This window comes from Cryptosporangium aurantiacum (assembly GCF_900143005.1).
GTDB classification, from domain to species: domain Bacteria; phylum Actinomycetota; class Actinomycetes; order Mycobacteriales; family Cryptosporangiaceae; genus Cryptosporangium; species Cryptosporangium aurantiacum.
The window spans coordinates 794,333-810,608 of the sequence record NZ_FRCS01000001.1; the positions used below are offsets into that span (position 1 = coordinate 794,333).

The 16,276-nt window shown below is 71.1% G+C and carries 14 protein-coding genes; 6 read left to right on the forward strand and 8 right to left on the reverse strand.

Going from position 1 to position 16,276, the window contains the following annotated elements; genetic code table 11:
* Positions 1–30: 30 nt before the first annotated feature.
* The 6 genes from pgl to tkt form a co-directional block, all read right to left on the reverse strand.
* Positions 31–798, reverse strand: coding sequence for a 6-phosphogluconolactonase (gene pgl, locus BUB75_RS03425; protein WP_073251280.1), 768 nt, complete (start codon positions 796–798; stop codon positions 31–33).
* Positions 795–1,781, reverse strand: coding sequence for a glucose-6-phosphate dehydrogenase assembly protein OpcA (locus tag BUB75_RS03430; protein ID WP_084740176.1), 987 nt, complete (start codon positions 1,779–1,781; stop codon positions 795–797). The genes pgl and BUB75_RS03430 overlap by 4 nt, the downstream gene beginning before the upstream one ends.
* The gene (gene zwf / locus BUB75_RS03435; protein WP_084740177.1) at positions 1,778–3,514 is read right to left on the reverse strand and encodes a glucose-6-phosphate dehydrogenase; all 1,737 of its coding nucleotides are present in this window, start codon (positions 3,512–3,514) and stop codon (positions 1,778–1,780) included. Before zwf ends, BUB75_RS03430 begins: the two co-directional genes overlap by 4 nt.
* Positions 3,511–5,025, reverse strand: a complete 1,515-nt coding sequence (locus tag BUB75_RS03440) for a hypothetical protein (protein ID WP_073251281.1) — start codon at positions 5,023–5,025, stop codon at positions 3,511–3,513. Before BUB75_RS03440 ends, zwf begins: the two co-directional genes overlap by 4 nt.
* Positions 5,018–6,127: a transaldolase gene (gene tal / locus BUB75_RS03445; protein WP_073251283.1), complete on the reverse strand. Its 1,110-nt coding sequence runs from the start codon at positions 6,125–6,127 to the stop codon at positions 5,018–5,020. The genes BUB75_RS03440 and tal overlap by 8 nt, the downstream gene beginning before the upstream one ends.
* A gap of 128 nt (positions 6,128–6,255) precedes the next feature.
* Positions 6,256–8,385 (reverse strand): transketolase, encoded by a 2,130-nt coding sequence (gene tkt / locus BUB75_RS03450; protein ID WP_073251285.1) that lies wholly within the window; start codon positions 8,383–8,385, stop codon positions 6,256–6,258.
* Positions 8,386–8,725: 340 nt separating this feature from the next.
* Here tkt and BUB75_RS03455 point away from each other — a divergent pair, with 340 nt between their 5' ends.
* The 3 genes from BUB75_RS03455 to BUB75_RS03465 all read left to right on the forward strand — a co-directional run bounded on the left by BUB75_RS03455 (position 8,726) and on the right by BUB75_RS03465 (position 11,076).
* On the forward strand, positions 8,726–9,646 hold the full coding sequence (locus BUB75_RS03455) for a heme o synthase (protein ID WP_073251287.1): 921 nt from the start codon (positions 8,726–8,728) through the stop codon (positions 9,644–9,646).
* 37 nt (positions 9,647–9,683) lie between these two features.
* Positions 9,684–10,019 carry a hypothetical protein gene (locus BUB75_RS03460; RefSeq protein ID WP_073251289.1) on the forward strand — a complete coding sequence of 112 codons (336 nt, stop codon included), beginning with the start codon at positions 9,684–9,686 and terminating at the stop codon, positions 10,017–10,019.
* A 112-nt stretch (positions 10,020–10,131) separates the two neighbouring features.
* Positions 10,132–11,076: an oxidoreductase gene (locus BUB75_RS03465; protein WP_073251290.1), complete on the forward strand. Its 945-nt coding sequence runs from the start codon at positions 10,132–10,134 to the stop codon at positions 11,074–11,076.
* Here the strand turns inward: BUB75_RS03465 and BUB75_RS03470 are convergent.
* Positions 11,045–12,004: a COX15/CtaA family protein gene (locus BUB75_RS03470; RefSeq protein ID WP_084740178.1), complete on the reverse strand. Its 960-nt coding sequence runs from the start codon at positions 12,002–12,004 to the stop codon at positions 11,045–11,047. The genes BUB75_RS03465 and BUB75_RS03470 overlap by 32 nt on opposite strands.
* Between BUB75_RS03470 and purU the strand changes: the two genes are divergently transcribed.
* Complete coding sequence (purU, locus tag BUB75_RS03475) at positions 12,003–12,941, forward strand: formyltetrahydrofolate deformylase (protein ID WP_084740179.1); 939 nt, start codon at positions 12,003–12,005, stop codon at positions 12,939–12,941. The two genes, BUB75_RS03470 and purU, sit on opposite strands and share 2 nt — an antisense overlap.
* On the opposite strand, the gene BUB75_RS03480 is transcribed toward purU, so the two are convergent.
* The gene (locus BUB75_RS03480; RefSeq protein ID WP_073252725.1) at positions 12,938–13,690 is read right to left on the reverse strand and encodes an AAC(3) family N-acetyltransferase; all 753 of its coding nucleotides are present in this window, start codon (positions 13,688–13,690) and stop codon (positions 12,938–12,940) included. The genes purU and BUB75_RS03480 overlap by 4 nt on opposite strands.
* A 313-nt stretch (positions 13,691–14,003) precedes the next feature.
* Between BUB75_RS03480 and BUB75_RS03485 the strand changes: the two genes are divergently transcribed.
* Both BUB75_RS03485 and sufB read left to right on the forward strand, forming a co-directional pair.
* Positions 14,004–14,720, forward strand: a complete 717-nt coding sequence (locus BUB75_RS03485; protein ID WP_084740181.1) for a helix-turn-helix transcriptional regulator — start codon at positions 14,004–14,006, stop codon at positions 14,718–14,720.
* Between the two features lie 47 nt (positions 14,721–14,767).
* Positions 14,768–16,234, forward strand: coding sequence for a Fe-S cluster assembly protein SufB (gene sufB, locus BUB75_RS03490; protein WP_073251294.1), 1,467 nt, complete (start codon positions 14,768–14,770; stop codon positions 16,232–16,234).
* Positions 16,235–16,276 lie beyond the last annotated feature (42 nt).

Genomic DNA, 16,276 nt, shown 5'->3' on the forward strand with positions numbered 1-16,276 from the left:
CGGCCCCCTACCGGGGGCCGCTTCTGGCGTTCATGACCTGCGAAGGCGCAGGTTGGGTGGCACGTTGACCGCCGCTGCCTCGTCCACCAACCACAACGTCCGGACGCCGCCCCGCGCGCCGGCCGCCGGTATCTGGACGCGACCCGCACCGGCCAGCGCCAGCCCCACCGCCTCGGCCTTACCGGCGCCGGCGGCGAGCAGCCACACCTCGTCCGCGCTGGTGATCGTGCCGAACGTCAGCGAGATCCGGGTCGGCGGCGGTTTCGGACAGTTCCGCACCGCGGTGACCAGGCCCTCGTCGTACGCCGCGGGCGACTCCGGGAAGATCGACGCGATGTGCCCCTCCGGCCCGACGCCGAGCATCAGCACGTCGAACTTCGGGAGCGACGCGCCGGCCCGTGCCGCCTTCGACAGCTCGTCCGCGTACTGCTCAGCGGCGCTCTCCGGCGCGCTGCCGGTGTCGGCGGGCATCCGGTGCACCCGTGCCGGGTCGACCGGCACGTGGTCGAGCAGCGCCTCGGTGGCCTGCACCTCGTTCCGCTCGGGGTCGCCGGCCGCCAGGTAGCGCTCGTCACCCCACCAGATGTCGAGCGCGCCCCAGTCGATCGCGTCCCGCGCGGGGCTGGCGTTCAGCGCCTTCAGCGTCCCGATCCCGACGCCGCCACCGGTGAGGACGATCGAGGCGGTGCCACGCGCCTGCTGCGCGTCGACGATCCGCACCATCAGCCGGGCCGCGGCCGCCGCAGCCAGGACGTCGGCGTCCCGGTGGACGACAACACTCAGTTCGCCGACCGTCATGAGGTGGTCGCGGGGGTCGCGGTGGGCATCGGGTCCTTCCAGACGTGCGTGCGGAACGGCGACCGCTGATTCAGGCCGGTCAGCCCGGTGGCCGCGCCGAGCGCCTCACCGTAGGGCTGGTCCGGGTCGAGGCGCTTGATCTCCTCGGCGAGCTGCTCGCCCAGCGACCGCCGGGCCAGCGGCTGGATCCGGTCGGGAACCCCGGTGCGGCGCAGGATCGCGTGGTGACTGTCCTGCCGGACAACCGAGATCGTCGTGCCGTCGTCGATCTCGACCGTGACCTCGGCGATGCCCCGCTTCGCGGTCTCCTGCAGGTCGACCTCGAGGCCGAGACGGCTCCGCAGCCAGCCCACCAGCAGCGTTCCGGTGACGTTCCGCGGTGCGGTGATCACCTTGACCGACGTCGGACGGCCGATCACCGTGTCGAACGCGCCGGCCAGCAGCGTGCGCCACGGCGTCGTCCGGGACCAGCCCAGGTCGGTGTCGCCGGGCGCGTAGTCCTCGGCCCGGCCGTGCAGCGCCGCGATCGGGTCCGCCGCCTCCCGTGCGTCGGTGACCCGGCGGTCGGCGAACACCCCCAGCGGGTCGTACGCGATCCGCTCCGGCGGCTCGCCGTGCCACCACGTCACGACCGGCACGTCCGGCGCGAGCAACGGCAGCGTGACCGACTCGGCGTGCGCCGCGAGCCGCCCGTACATCCGCATCACGACGGCCTCGCCGGGACCGAGCCTGCCGCCCACCGAGATCTCCGCGTCCAGCCGCGGCATCGGCGCCTCGATCTGGCGCCGCACCACGATGAGCAGCCGGCACGGGTGGGCCGCCGCGGCGATGCTGGCCGCTTCCTCGGCGGCCGACACGTGCTTCTCGTTCGCGACGACGACGAGCGTCAGCGCCACACCGCTGGCGACGAATCCCGCGGCCCGGCGTGACTCCGCCAGTGCCTTGACCACGTCGGTGCCGGTGGTGTCCCAGAGTGTCGTCACGGCCGCCTCCAGGTGCGTCCCTCGCGGGCGAGCATCTCGTCCGCTGCCTTCGGGCCCCACTCGCCGGAGCGGTACTTGTGGGGCTCCTTGCCCTCCCAGTAGTCCTCCAGCGCGTCGATCACGACCCAGCTGGCCTCGACCTCGTCCGCGTTCGGGAACAGCGTCGAGTCGCCGACCAGCACGTCCAGGATCAGCCGCTCGTAGGCCTCCGGAGAAGACTCGGTGAACGCCTCGCCGTAGAGGAAGTCCATCGCGACATCGCGGACCTCCATCGCCGAGCCGGGCACCTTCGAACCGAACTTCAGCGTCATGCCCTCGTCCGGCTGCACCTTGATCACCAGCTGGTTCTGTCCCAGCGCCTCGGTGTCGGTGTCCGCGAACGGCAGGTGCGGCGCCCGCTTGAACAGCACCGCGATCTCGGTGACGCGGCGCGGCAGCCGCTTGCCCGCCCGCACGTAGAACGGCACGCCCGCCCAGCGGCGGGTGTGGATGCCGAGCTTGATCGCCGCGTACGTCTCGGTTGTCGAGTCGGCCGGGATGTCCTTCTCCTGCAGGTACCCGGGCACCCGCTGGCCGGCCAGCCAGCCCTGTTCGTACTGGCCACGGATCGCGTCGTGCTCCATGTCGACCGGGGGCTTCGTCGCGTGCAGGACCTTCAGCTTCTCGGTGCGGATCGCGTCCGCGGTGAAGCTCACCGGCTCCTCCATCGCGGCGAGCGCGAGCAACTGGAGCAGGTGGTTCTGGATCACGTCCCGCGCGGTGCCGGTCTTGTCGTAGAACCCGGCCCTGGTGCCGATGCCGACGTCCTCGGCCATCGTGATCTGCACCGAGTCGACGTAGTGCGCGTTCCAGATCGGCTCGAACAGCTGGTTGGCGAACCGCAGCGCCAGCAGGTTCTGGACCGTCTCTTTGCCCAGGTAGTGGTCGATGCGGAACACGTTCTCCGCCGAGAACACGTCGTCGACCAGGCGGTTGAGCTGCTTGGACGACTCCAGGTCGTGTCCGAACGGCTTCTCCACGACGACGCGGCGCCAGCCGCCGTCGGTCGTGGTGTCGGCCATCTTCGTCCGCTCGATCTGGTTGAGGACGACCGGGAACAGCGACGGCGGGATCGACAGGTAGAACGCGGCGTTTCCGAGGATGCCGTGCTCGTCGTGGAGGCCCTTGAGCGTCGCGTGCAGGTGGTCGAACGCGTCGTCGTCGTCGAAGGAGCCGGCGACGAACTTGATGTTCTCCGACAGGCGCTCCCAGGCGTCCTCGCGCCACTGGGTGCGGGCGCCGCTCTTGGCCCACTCCCTGGCGACCTCCTCGAACTCGCCGTCGCCCCAGTCGCGCCTGGCGAAGCCGAGGACGACAAAGCCGGGCGGCAGCAGGTCGCGGTTGGCGAGGTCGTAGATCGCCGGGATGAGCTTCTTGCGCGACAGGTCTCCGGTGACACCGAAGATCACCAGCGCACACGGTTCGGGAACCCGGGGCAGCCGCCGGTCGGCCGGATCGCGCAGCGGGTTGGCAGCGCGTCCACCGCGGGTGGAAGCCAGCGTGATCGGCTGGGCCGCCGGGTCGGCCGCGCCTGCCGCCGGTTTGGCCGCCGCCGGACTCGACGCGGAGGGGCTACCGGCTGCGGGGGTGCCGGGAGGTGGTTTCTCCTCCGGGACGCCGGAGGTTCCCGTGTCGGAGACGCCGGATGTCGTTGTGTCGGACGCCTTGCGGGAGCCCGTGGCCGGTTTGGTCATCGCACCGCCTCGAGAAGCTGAGCCAGGCCGGCGGCCCGGTCGGTGAGGTGAAGCCGAACGATCGGGCGGCCGCGGCCGCCGAGCGCCTGGAGGTCGCCTGCGGCCTGTGCCGCCTGCAACGTGCCGAACGTGTAATCCGTACCCGGAACCGGCAAGTCCGTTATGACCGCGCCGGTGAGCTGGAGGAACCCGCCGTTCTGCGGGCCACCCTTGTGATACTGGCCGCAGCTCCGGAGCAGGCGCGGCCCCCAGCCGAACGTCACCGGCCGGTGGGTGCGAGCGGCGAGCGCGGCGCGGAGGCCGGCGGCGTCCGCGTCCACGACCGGGTCGAGGAATGCCATCACGGCCACGTACCCGTGATCGCCGATCGCGTTGAGCAGCCCGTCCACCGCGCCACGGACGTCGGTGGCGGCGCCGAGCACGGCCGCGTCGGCGTAGACCTCGATCGCGCCGTCGACGAGCGCCGGTGTCGTGTGGGGGAGGCCGTGCGTAAGCAGGCGTGCGGTGTTGAGTTCCGACTCCCGGATGTCCGGGTGGGCGGCGGGGTCGATGCCGAGTGCCCTGGCGGTGGCGACGGTCGCGTACTCCCAGGCGACGAACTGCGCGCCGAGCGGACCGTTCACCGTGACGTCGGGCGCGCCGCCACCGCCGGGGACCGCACCGGGGCGCAGTGCGCCGCCGACGGTGACCAGCAGCGCGTCCGACCCGACGGCGGCGGCGGGGTTCTCGACCGCGACCGGCAGGATGCCGCGGCCGTCCTTGCCCGTGGTCTCGGCCAGCAGTTCTTCGATCCAGTCACCGAGGACGACGCCGGTGCCGTCGTCGGCCACGACGAGCGTGTCGCGGCCGGTGCCCGCCGCGGTGGTCAGCGCGCCGCCGAGCGCGGCACCGGGGCTGTCGTCGGCGCCCAGCGTCGCGCCGAATTCCGTGGCTTCGTCGAGCAGCGTGGTCACGTCGGCACCGGCGAGCGCGCTCGGCACCAGGCCGACCGGGGAGAGCGCACGGTCGGCTCCGGCCGGAACGACCCGGCGCGCGCCCATCTCGTGCGCGGTGCGCTCGAGCGGTGTGCCCGGTTCGGTCACGACCACGAAGCGGCGCCCCGCGTCGAGCGCAGTCAGGCCGTCGTCGAGAAACGCCTGGAGGTAGGCGCGCCGGTGAGCGTCGGTCTCGACCGATTCACCGGACCGGTCGGCCACCACGACCACCGTGCGGTCGAGGCGGTCGGCCAGCGTGGAACGCACCCGCTGCGGATCGGTGCTGTCCAGAACGGTCATCCGGACGCCGAACGTCCGGGTGATCGCCTCCGCCGCCGGTGCGGAACCGGCCAGCACGACGTGGTCCAGCCCCTCGTCGGACAACTCCGCACGGAGCTGCGCGAGCGGCTCGACCAGCGGCCGGCCGGGAAGGCCTTCGGCGAGGGCCGCCGTCGCCGGATCGACGGCGCCGGAGACGCCATCGACGCCGGTGACGGTCAGCCCACCGCCGACGGTCGGGCCTCTGAAATCAGGCATCGACCGCGGAGAGCTGCTTCTTCACCGAGTCGAGCAGCTCGACCCAGGACTGCTCGAACTTACTGACGCCCTCGCGCTCCAGCAGGTCCACGACGTCGTCGTAGTCGATGCCGATGCCCGCCAGCGCGTCCAGCGTCGCCTGCGCCTCGGGGTAGTAGGAGGTGACCGTGTCACCGCGCACCACGCCGTGGTCCTCGACGGCCTTGAGCGTGGCCTCCGGCATCGTGTTCACGACGCCGGGCGCGACCAGCTCGACGACGTACTGGGTGTCGTCGTACGCGGGGTCCTTGACGCCGGTCGAGGCCCAGAGCGGACGCTGCGGCTTGGCGCCCGCGGCCGCCAGCGCCTTCCAGCGCTCGGTCGAGAAGACCTGCTCGTAGTCGCGGTAAGCGAGCCGGGCGTTCGCGATCGCGGCCTTGCCGCGCAGCGCCTTGGCCTCGTCGGAGCCGAGCTTGTCCAGCCGCTTGTCGATCTCGGTGTCGACGCGCGAGACGAAGAACGAGGCGACCGAGGCGAGGTTCGTCAGGTCGTGCCCGTTGGCCTTGGCCTGCTCCAGGCCGGCCAGGTACGCCTCCATGACCTCGTTGTAGCGTTGCAGGCTGAAGATCAGCGTGACGTTGACGCTGATGCCCTGAGCCAGCGCGGCGGTGATCGCGGGCAGGCCCGCCTTCGTCGCCGGGATCTTGATGAACAGGTTCGGCCGGTCGACGAGCCACCAGAGCGCCTTGGCCTCGGCGATCGTCGCCTCGGTCTCGTTCGCCAGGCGCGGGTCGACCTCGAGCGAGACCCGGCCGTCGACGCCGCCGCTGCGGTCGAAGACCGGACGCAGCAGGTCGGCGCCGTCGCGGATGTCGGTGGCGGTGACCATGCGGACCGCCTCGTCGACCGAGACCTTGCGGGCCTTGAGGTCCGTCAGCGTCTCGGCGTAGGTGTCGATGTCCTCGAGCGCCTTGGCGAAGATCGTCGGGTTGCTCGTGACACCGACGACGTGCTTCTCGGTGACGAGCTGAGCGAGGTTGCCGCTGTTCAGCCGCTGCCGGGAAATGTCGTCGAGCCATACCGCCACACCGGCGGCGGACAGTTCTGCGAGTGCGTCGGACATGATGGGCGTCCCTCTCTGTCGAATTTCGGCCCGTGGGCCGGGGATACGCCCGGCCCGCTCTCTCGGGTGCGTCCGGGTTCCGGACGCACCGGTGTCCCAGGGCCCGAACGGGCCCCGGGACGGGTGAGTCAGTTGCCGGTGGGGCTGCCGGTGATCGCACCGACCCGGGTCAGGCTGGCGTGCGCGGCCGCGACGATGCGGTCAGGGGTGAAGCCGAACTGCTCGTACAGCACGGTGTACGGAGCGCTGGCGCCGAAGTGCTCGATCGACACCGACTCGCCGGCGTCGCCGATCAGCGCCCGCCACGGCATCGCGATACCGGCCTCGACGCTCACCCGCGCCTTGACGCTCTTCGGCAGCACCTGCTCGCGGTAGGACTCGTCCTGCTCGGCGAACCACTCGAAGCACGGCACCGAGACCAGGCGAGTCGGGGTTCCGTTCTCCTCCAGGCGCTTGCGGGCGACGTCGGCGATCGAGACCTCCGAGCCGGTGGCCAGCAGGATCACCTCGGGCTGGCCGCCGCTGGCCTCGGCCAGGATGTAGGCGCCCTTGGCGGCGTTCTCGACCGGCGCGTACTCGCCGCTCTCCCGGTCGAACGTCGGCAGGTTCTGCCGGGACAGCGCGAGCGCGGTCGGCCGGTCGGTGTGCTCCAGCGCCTGCTTCCACGCGACCACGGTCTCGTTCGCGTCCGCCGGGCGGACGACGTCGAGGCCGGGGATCGCCCGCAGCGCGGTGAGGTGCTCGACCGGCTGGTGCGTCGGGCCGTCCTCGCCGAGGCCGATCGAGTCGTGCGTCCAGACGTAGATCGTCGGCAGCTTCATCAGCGCCGCGAGCCGGACCGCCGGTCGCATGTAGTCGCTGAACACGAGGAACGTGCCGCCGTACGGGCGGGTGCCGCCGTGCAGCGCGATCCCGTTGAGGATCGAGCCCATCGCGTGCTCGCGGATACCGAAGTGGAGCACCCGGCCGAAGGGGCCACCGCTGAACATCTTGGTCTGCCGGTCGGCGGGCAGGAAGGACGGCTCACCCTTGGGGGTGGTCAGGTTGGACTCGGCCAGGTCGGCCGAGCCGCCCCACAGTTCGGGGAGCGCCGGCGCGATCGCGGTGAGCACCTCGCCGGACGCCTTCCGGGTGGCGACGCCCTTCGCGTCTGCCGGGTAGGTCGGGAGCTTGTCGGTCCAGCCGTCCGGCAGCGTGCGGGTCGCCATCCGGTCGAACAGCGCCTTGCGCTCCGGGTTGGCCTCGGCCCACTTCGCGAACTCGGCGTCCCAGGCCTCGTGCGCCGCGCGACCGCGCGTGACGACCTCGCGGGCCCGGTTCAGCGCGTCGGTGGGCACCTCGAACGTCAGCGAGGGGTCGAAGCCGAGGATCTCCTTGGTGGCCTTGACCTCGGCCTCGCCGAGCGCGGCGCCGTGCGCCTTACCGGTGCCCTGCAGCTTCGGCGCCGGCCAGCCGATGATCGTGCGTAGCTGGATGAACGACGGGCGGTTCGTCTCGGCCTTGGCGGCCTGCAGCGCGTCCCAGAGCGCCTGGACGTCCTCGTGGTACTTCTCGCCCGCGGTCCAGTCGACGGTCTGCACGTGCCAGCCGTAGGCGTCGTAGCGCTTGGCGACGTCCTCGGAGAACGCGACGTTCGTGTCGTCCTCGATCGAGATCTTGTTGTCGTCGTAGACCAGCGTCAGGTTGCCCAGCTGCTGGTGCCCGGCGATCGAGGAGGCCTCGCCGCTGATGCCCTCTTCCAGGTCACCGTCGGACGCGATCGCCCAGATGTTGTGGTCGAACGGGCTCTGGCCGGCCGGGGCGTCCGGGTCGAACAGCCCGCGTTCGCGGCGGGCGGCCATCGCCATGCCGACCGCGTTGCCGACGCCCTGACCCAGCGGGCCGGTCGTGGTCTCGACGCCGGGGGTGTGGCCGTGCTCCGGGTGACCCGGGGTCTGGCTGCCCCACTGACGCAGCGACTTCAGGTCTTCCAGGCTCAGCGGGTAGCCGGACAGGAAGAGCTGGATGTAGAGCGTCAGGCTGGAGTGCCCGGCGGACAGCACGAAGCGGTCGCGGCCGGTCCAGTTGGGGTCGGTCGGATCGTGCTTGAGCACCTTGTTGAACAACAAGTAGGCCAGCGGGGCCAGGCTCATCGCGGTGCCCGGGTGGCCGTTGCCCGACTTCTCGACGGCGTCGGCGGCCAGGACGCGCACGGTGTCGACCGCTCGGGCGTCCTGATCGTTCCAGTCGAGTACTGCGTCGTTCTCCGAGCTGCTCACAGGCTTGTCCCTCGTCCGTGTCCTTCTTCAGGACGGAATGGCGTTCCGGCCGGGGGAGTTCCGCGACCGGCTCCTTGGAAAACCCTACCCACCCACTGAGTAACGACGCGTCTCTGGATGGTGTCGTGTGAATGTCCGTCGGGTTCCGGCGCGTCCCACCCACCCACAGCGTGTAGACGATTGGGTGCGGTCTACCATGACTCAGGCGCGCCGTCAGCGTCGCGTCGCAGGGCTGAAGTGCCCGGCAAGTGCTCGGTTTCGGTGGAGCGCGGCCGGAACGATCGGAAGGTGGACGGTCTGCTGTGACCCCCCGCATCCCGTGTCTCGGGCTGGCCCAGGCATGACCGCTCAGCTCGAGACGCCGGTCAGCCCCGGGCCGGCGCGGCTTCGCCCGCTGGGCGTCGTCAAGGCCTACGTCGCGCTGACCAAGCCCCGCATCATCGAGACGCTGCTGGTGTCCACGGTCCCGACGATGCTCCTCGCCGAGCAGGGCATGCCCTCGCTCTGGCTGATCGTCGCCACGGTCCTCGGCGGCACGCTCGCCGCCGGTAGCGCGAACGCGCTCAATTGCTACATCGACCGCGACATCGACGAGAAGATGTCCCGGACGCAGCGCCGCCCGCTGGCGCAGCACACGGTGGAGCCGCGGAACGCGCTGATCTTCGGGATCACGCTCGGCGTGATCGCGGTGGCGTTCCTCTGGTGGCAGACCAACGCGCTGGCCGCGGGCCTCGCGCTCGCCGCGATCCTGTTCTACGTCCTCGTCTACACCGCGGTGCTCAAGCGCCGCACCAGCCAGAACATCGTCTGGGGCGGCGCCGCGGGCTGCATGCCGGTGCTGATCGGCTGGGCCGCGGTGACGAACTCGCTCGGCTGGGCGCCGCTGGTCCTGTTCGGCGTCATCTTCTTCTGGACGCCGCCGCACTACTGGCCGCTGGCGATGAAGTTCCGCGCCGACTACGCGAAGGCCGGCGTCCCGATGCTGCCGGTCGTGGCGGCGCCGAAGGTCGTCACCGGGCAGATCCTGGCGTACTCGTGGGCGATGGTGGCCTGCTCGCTGCTGCTCTGGCCGCTGGCGACCGGCTGGATCTACGGGCTCACCGCGCTGGTGCTCGGCGGGTGGTTCCTGGTCGAGGCGCACCGGCTCAACCGGCAGGTGCGACGCGAGCTCAAGGCCAAGCCGATGCGGCTGTTCCACCTCTCGATCACGTACCTCACGCTGTTGTTCCTCGCCGTCGCCGTGGACGCTCTGCTCTCGTAACGCGTCGCCCGGCTCTACTGATCGGTAACATGCGCTCATGGCCGAGACCGTGGAAGAGAAGACCACCCCGCAGCCCAAGATCGCCCCGATCGTCAAGCGGCTGCGGAGCTTCGCGAAGGCGCACGACGGTGCGACCGCGGTGGTGGAGTACCTCGGGCAGAAGGGTGCCCGGATCGTCCTCGTCGGAGGCGACGGGCGCTGGGGCGACCAGGTGGTCGCCGGTGGCGTCGAGGCGGCGACCACGGCGTGCGCCGAGGCCGAGATCCCGGTGAAGGACGAGTGGGAGCGCGAGCTCGTCACCGGAATTCGCACCGATTCGTACGAGTGGAACTACATGGGCGGCAGCGCGGCCCGCGGCGGCGGCACCCGCTGAGGCAGGCGCGGCCCTGGCTCGACGCGCGATGACGAGAAACCGGGGTCTACCGGCGTCTTAGAGGCTAGTTTCTCGTCAGCATGGGAGCGGAGTTCCCCCTCGAGGAGGCCCGATGGCCCGCTGGACCGCCGCCGACATTCCCGACCAGACCGGCCGCACCGCGATCGTGACCGGCGCGAACAGCGGCCTCGGCTACCGCACCGCCGAGGCGCTGGCCCGGGCGGGCGCGTCCGTCGTCCTCGCGTGCCGGAACGTGGAGAAAGGCGCGGACGCGCTCCGGCGTCTGCACGCGGCCGTGCCCGACGCGGCGGATCGCACCGAGGTCCGCTCCCTCGACCTGGCCGATCTCGGCTCGGTGCGGGCGTTCGCGGAGGCGACCCAGGGCCCGGTCGACCTGCTGATCAACAACGCGGGCATCATGCTGCTGCCGACCCGGCGCACCACCGCCCAGGGCTTCGAGATGCAGTTCGGCACCAACCACCTGGGCCACTTCGCGCTGACCGGGCTCCTGCTCCCGCGGCTGCTCGACCGGCCGGACTCCCGGGTGGTGACCGTCAGCAGCATCATGCACAAGCTCGGGAAGGCGTCCCAGCTCGACGACCCGCAGAGCGAGCGCGCGTACTCCGCGAGCGGCGCGTACAACTTCTCCAAGCTCGCGAACGCGTGGTTCACGCTCGAGCTCGACCGGCGGCTGCGGGCGGCGGCGGCGCCGACGATCAGCGTCGGCGCCCACCCCGGATACACCGCGACGAACCTGCAGTCGACCGGGCCGCAGGCCGACGGGAACACGGTGACGACCCGCGTGGTCGCCGCGGCGACGAAGGTCCTCGGCCAGTCCGACGCGGTCGGAGCGCTGCCGTCCTTGCGCGCCGCCACCGATCCGGCGGTCCAGGGTGGCGAGTACTACGGTCCCGGCTGGCCCGGGGAGTTCCGTGGCCACCCGGTGCGCGTGCGCTACACCGGCACCGGCCGGGACGAGACCGCCGCGCGCCGCCTCTGGGAGGAGTCCGAGCGGCTCACCGGCGTCAAGCCACCACTGGCCGTTCGCGGATCGTGAAGAGCACCCGGACCGCGAACGCCCAGAGGACGGCCGCGCCGAGCACGTGCAGCCCCACCAGCACAACGGGGAGGTGCGTGAAGTACTGCACGTAACCGATAACGCCCTGCGCCATCTCGACGACGAACAGCATCGTGACCGCGCGCAGCGCCACCGGGTGCGCTCGCAGCGCCAGCATGCCGCCGATCGTCAGCCCGATCAGCAGGAACACGGCGTCCGCGTGCAGCTGGCTGACCAGCGCGGGGTCGAACCCGGTGCGGGGAACGTCGTCGTCACCGGCGTGCGGGCCGCTGCCGGTGACGACGGTGCCGATCACGATCGTCGTCGCGGCCGCGATCACGATGCCGCGCGCCAGCCAGCGCAGCGGCACCGAGACCCGCCACTCCCGCGGGCCGTCACCCTCGCCGGTCCGGTGCCAGAACGCGTACCCCGCGTAGATCAGGCCCATCGAGACCAGGAAGTGCGCCGACACCGTCCAGGGGTTCAGCCCGGTCAGCACCGTGATGCCACCGACCACCGCCTGCGCCACGATGCCGCCGAACTGGAGCAGCGACAGCCAGATCAGCGAGCGCCGCCGGGCGTGCTGCAGCAGGACCGCGATGATCGCCGCGCCGACGATCGCGGAGAGCGCGAACGTCAGCAGCCGGTTGCCGAACTCGATGTACCCGTGGATGCCGTACTCGGGGGTGTTCGTGTAGCTGTCGTCGGTGCACTTCGGCCACGTCGGGCAGCCCAGGCCCGACCCGGACAGCCGGACCGCCACACCGGTCAGGACGATCACGATGTTGCCGACGATCGTCCCGAAAGCGAGCCACCGCACCAGCCGCGGAGCGTCCCGCAGCCGCTCCAGCCACGCCGGGCCTCGTCCGGCGGGGGGCGGCTCGGAGTCGGTCGCGGAGCCGGCGGCGTCGGCGGTCGCGGTAGTCATGGCGGGCATTCTATGCGCCGTAGACGTTCTGCTCCGGAGGCCTCCCGGACCTGCTCGAACAGCGTCGGCGGGTAGCCTCCACGGGGTGCAACCCCAGTTCGTCCTCACGCTTTCCTGCGCCGATCGGCCCGGCATCGTTCACGCGGTCGCGGGCCGGCTCGCCGACGCCGGGTGCAACATCCTGGACAGCCAGCAGTTCGGCGACGCGTTCACCGGCCGGTTCTTCATGCGCGTCCACATCTCCGGCCCGGCCGGACGCGGCGCCCCCGAGCTGCGCGAGCAGTTCGCGCCGGTGGCGACCGACTTCGGCATGGACTGGGAGGTGCACGACCTGTCCGTCCGTCCGCGGGTGCTGATCCTGGTCAGCAAGCTCGGGCACTGCCTGAACGACCTGCTGTTCCGGCGGGAGACCGGCGCGCTGAAGATCGACGTCCCGGCGATCGTGTCCAACCACCCGGACTTCGCGGCGCTGGCCCGCTGGCACGGGGTGCCGTTCCACCACCTGCCGGTGACGCCGGACAGCAAGCCGGAGGCCGAGGCCAAGCTGCGGGCGCTGGTCGACGAGCACCAGATCGACCTGGTGGTGCTCGCCCGCTACATGCAGGTGCTCTCCGACGATCTCTGTCGTGACCTGGCCGGACGTGCGATCAACATCCACCACTCGTTCCTGCCGAGCTTCAAGGGTGCCCGCCCGTACCACCAGGCGCACGCGCGTGGCGTCAAGGTCATCGGGGCGACCGCCCACTACGTGACCGCCGCTCTCGACGAGGGGCCGATCATCGAGCAGGAGGTCGCCCGGGTCGACCACACCGACAGCCCGGACGACATGGTGGCCGTGGGCCGCGACGTGGAGTGCCTCGCGCTCTCCCGGGCCGTCCGCTGGCACGTCGAGCACCGCGTGCTGCTCAACGGCGACCGCACGGTGGTTTTCCGCTAGCTCCAGCCGGCGCGGTGGACGGGTATCCACGTGGCGGCGAAGCGCGCGGCGGCGTCCAGATCGAAGAGACGGGCGTGAGCCGAACCGACCGGGCCCGCCGTCACCGCACCGGTGGCCTCCCAGGCCGCGCCGAGCGTGGCGAAGTCGCGCTCGTCGGCCACGACATCGACGTAGTCGACCCAGCGGCGCTCGCCGTCCGCGCCGAGCACCGCGCACGCCAGGCGTTCCCGGGGAGCACCGGCCGACCGGGCCTCACCCAGGTGGAACGCCGTGCACGCGTCGTAGCCGGCGCCGAGCAGCAGCACCCGCGCCCCGGCGCCGGCGAGCGCGGCCAGCGGCGACCGGTCGCCGAACCGGCAGTCCAGGTCATGCCGGGCGAGCAGTGACGCTGCGGCCGGGCCGAGCGCGGCGAACGACGTCTGCGGGTGGGTGCTGCGGACCGCACCGGGCCACGACCGCAGCGTCTCCGGGAGCCAGCCCATGCCGTCGGAGGGCGTCCGCGCCGGGTCGAACCCCGGTAGCTGTCCGCGGATCGTGTCCCACCAGTCCGCGGGCACCGCGGGCGCCTGCCACTCGGACGGGTCGGAGTTGCTGCCGGTCTGGGTCGGGACGACCAGCGTCCCGGTCGGCCCGACGGCGTCCTGCAGCGCGAGGATCGCCGCCTGTTCGCGTCCGGCCACCCAGCCCAGCGTCGACAGCGCGGTGTGCACCAGCAGCACGTCACCCGGCCGGACGCCGAGCACGCGCAGGTCGGCGGCGAGCGTCCGGCGGGTTCGCGGTGCTGGGGTGCGTGCGACGACGGCTGCTTCGCGGGCCGCGGGATCCGGCCGATCGGTGGGCGAGGCGACGTGGAGGTCGGTCACGGGCGCCATCGTGCCCCTCCGGCCCGCCGCTACGGAACCGCCACGCGGAGCGGCGAAATCGGGCGACGGTTATCACTGCAGATCACACCAATCCCGGGCGCCTCGAACATAGGTAAGGCTACCCTGCGTGACGGTGCTCACTCGTACTCACGCGTAACGGTCGCTGGCCGGTCTCGCCGATATCCGCAACAATAGTGTTGTGAAAAACGTCGAGCCGACCACGGCGGCCGGGGCGCAGGCGCCTCCGGCGGGTGCCGTGACGCCCGGCTCCGACGTCCGGACCCGCGATCGGGTCGCTCAGCTGCTGCTCGAGGAGGGTGGCGCCACTGCGGCCCACCTGAGCGAGCGCCTGGGCCTTACGCCCGCCGCCGTCCGCCGTCACCTCGACTCGCTGCTGGCCGAGGGGCGCGTGGTGGCTCGTGACCGGCCCGGCCGTGGGCCGCGCGGCCGCGGACGCCCGGCCAAGGAGTTCGTGCTCACCGACGCCGGCCGCGAGACGTTCCCGCATACGTACGACGATCTGGCCGCCGAGGTGCTGCGCTATCTCGCGCGCCAGCACGGCCAGGATGCGGTGGCGACGTTCGCCGAAGAGCGTGTGCGGGTACTCGAAGAGCGGTGCCGTGCTGCGATGGCCGACGCCGGCGACGATCCGCTGGCCAAGGCTGAGGCACTGGCCGGTGCGCTCTCCGCGGAGGGCTACGCTGCCAGCGCGTCGGCGCTCGCGGGTGGTGGGCAGCTCTGCCAGCACCACTGCCCGGTAGCCCAGGTCGCCGCCGAGTTCCCGCAACTGTGCGAAGCCGAGACCGCGGTGATCTCCCGGTTGCTCGGAAGCCACGTCCAGCGGCTCGCGACGATCGCGCACGGCGATGGGATCTGCACCACGCACATCCCTCCACGAACACGACAACCCAGCTAGTGCACCATGCACCACCTGACCCACACCCGTCCCGGGAGGACGTCCTCATGACCGCCATCACGCCCGAGAACCGCTCGGAGGCAGGCGCGCCGGTCGCCACTGTGCCCCTCACGCAGGACGAGCAGATCGCGGCGCTGGGCAACTATCAGTTCGGCTGGGCCGACTCCGACGTCGCCGGCGCCGCCGCGCAGCGTGGCCTCTCCGAAGCGGTCGTCCGGGACATCTCGGCGAAGAAGAGCGAGCCGGAGTGGATGCTCCGTCGTCGTCTCCGCGGCCTCACGCTGTTCCACAAGAAGCCGATGCCGGACTGGGGCGCCGACCTCGGCGACATCGACTTCGACAACATCAAGTACTTCGTGCGCTCGACCGAGAAGCAGGCGGCGAGCTGGGAAGAGCTTCCCGAGGACATCAAGAACACCTACGACAAGCTGGGCATCCCCGAGGCGGAGAAGCAGCGGCTGGTCTCCGGTGTGGCGGCCCAGTACGAGTCCGAGGTCGTCTACCACAAGATCCGTGAGGACCTCGAGGAGCAGGGCGTGGTGTTCATGGACACCGACACCGCGCTGCGCGAGCACGAGGACATCTTCAAGGAGTACTTCGGCTCGGTGATCCCGGTCGGCGACAACAAGTTCGCCGCGCTGAACACCGCCACCTGGTCCGGCGGCTCGTTCATCTACGTGCCGAAGGGTGTGCACGTCGAGATCCCGCTGCAGGCCTACTTCCGGATCAACACCGAGAACATGGGCCAGTTCGAGCGGACCCTGATCATCGTCGACGAGGGTGCCTACGTGCACTACGTCGAGGGCTGCACCGCGCCGATCTACACGTCGGACTCGCTGCACTCCGCAGTCGTCGAGATCATCGTCAAGAAGAACGCCCGCTGCCGGTACACGACGATCCAGAACTGGTCGAACAACGTGTACAACCTGGTCACCAAGCGCGCGGTCTGCCACGAGGGCGCGACGATGGAGTGGATCGACGGCAACATCGGCTCCAAGGTGACGATGAAGTACCCGGCGGTCTTCATGACCGGCGAGCACGCCAAGGGCGAGGTGCTCTCGATCGCGTTCGCAGGCGAGGGCCAGCACCAGGACGCCGGCGCGAAGATGGTGCACGCGGCGCCGAACACGTCCTCGACGATCGTGTCGAAGTCGGTCGCCCGCGGTGGTGGCCGCACGTCGTACCGCGGTCTGGTGCAGGTGCTCGACGGTGCGGTCGGCTCGAAGTCGACCGTGAAGTGCGACGCGCTGCTGGTCGACACGATCTCGCGGTCGGACACCTACCCGTACGTCGACGTCCGCGAGGACGACGTCGCGATGGGGCACGAGGCCACGGTCTCCAAGATCAGCGACGACCAGCTGTTCTACCTGATGAGCCGCGGGCTGACCGAGGACGAGGCGATGGCGATGATCGTCCGCGGCTTCGTCGAGCCGATCGCCCGTGAGCTGCCGATGGAGTACGCGCTGGAGCTGAACCGCCTGATCGAGCTCCAAATGGAAGGCGCGGTTGGCTGACGCCGAGCCCACGCCAGCGAAACCACTGAGAAAAGGGATCCA